We start from the raw sequence: 909 nt of genomic DNA, 5'->3' as shown, positions 1-909 counted from the left end.
GTGCTATATGGCTTTGCATAGCGGCGTGATTTTGATATGGATTCATGAATACCCCCTATTGAATAAGAGGCAGTAGTTTGCCTTGATTTTAAAGGCTTGAGTATGTGTGCTTTAATTGACGGTTACGTTTAACCACCGAATGGATACTCGCTGGATTTGCCAAACTAAAGACATCGCACAGCAACGCTATCGCGATTTTATTCAAGAAGGCAAAGGACAGCCTTCACCCTGGCAACAGTTGAAAAACCAGATTTTTCTGGGCGATGAAGATTTTGTAAATAACATGCAGAGCAAGCTTGATCCTGAACAATCGCTTAAAGATATACCCAAAAAGCAAAAACAGGCTCCGGTAAAACCATTGGCGTATTTTGCTGAACGGTATAAGACCCGTAACGAAAGCATGGCACATGCCTATTTAAGCGGCCACTATACGCTTGCTAAAGTGGGTGAGTATTTTGGTGTAAGCTACGCTACCGTGAGTCGAGCAGTGAAACAGGCGGAAAAGTGGATGTAAAATGTCAAATGTAAGGCCTGACCCCAATGGTTTTGCAATGGTTTGACCCCAATGGTTGTGACCCCAATGGTGATCATCAGAGGTCTTGAATCCTTAACCTTGTCCCATTCCGCCCACACCCGGCCAGGCCATCATTAAACGACCCGATAACGGCAATTTATTCAGCTTTGGCAGGGTCTTGCAGCAAAAAGGCTACGATACTGCGTTTTTATACGGCGGTCGGGGTTATTTTGACAAGATGAATGCGTTTTATTCCGGCAACGGTTAACGCATCGTCGATCAAACCGATTTCAGCGAAGAGGAAAAAACCTTTACCAATGCCTGGGGCGTTTCCGATGACATCATCTTTAACCGCACCCTAAAAGAAGCCGACAAGGATCACCAACATAACCAGC

Annotated in this window: 1 protein-coding gene; it reads left to right on the top strand. The window is 45.0% G+C overall.

What is annotated here, in order from left to right:
* The first annotated feature begins 139 nt into the window (after positions 1-139).
* On the top strand, positions 140-514 hold the full coding sequence (locus RW114_RS20745) for a hypothetical protein (protein WP_340124623.1): 375 nt from the start codon (positions 140-142) through the stop codon (positions 512-514).
* The last annotated feature ends 395 nt before the right edge of the window (positions 515-909 follow it).

The sequence above is a fragment of the Methylobacter svalbardensis genome (assembly GCF_037671525.1).
Taxonomy (GTDB): Bacteria; Pseudomonadota; Gammaproteobacteria; order Methylococcales; family Methylomonadaceae; genus Methylobacter_A; species Methylobacter_A svalbardensis.
The sequence above is the reverse complement of the archived record's forward strand: the minus strand, read 5'-3'. Positions and strand labels throughout refer to the sequence as shown.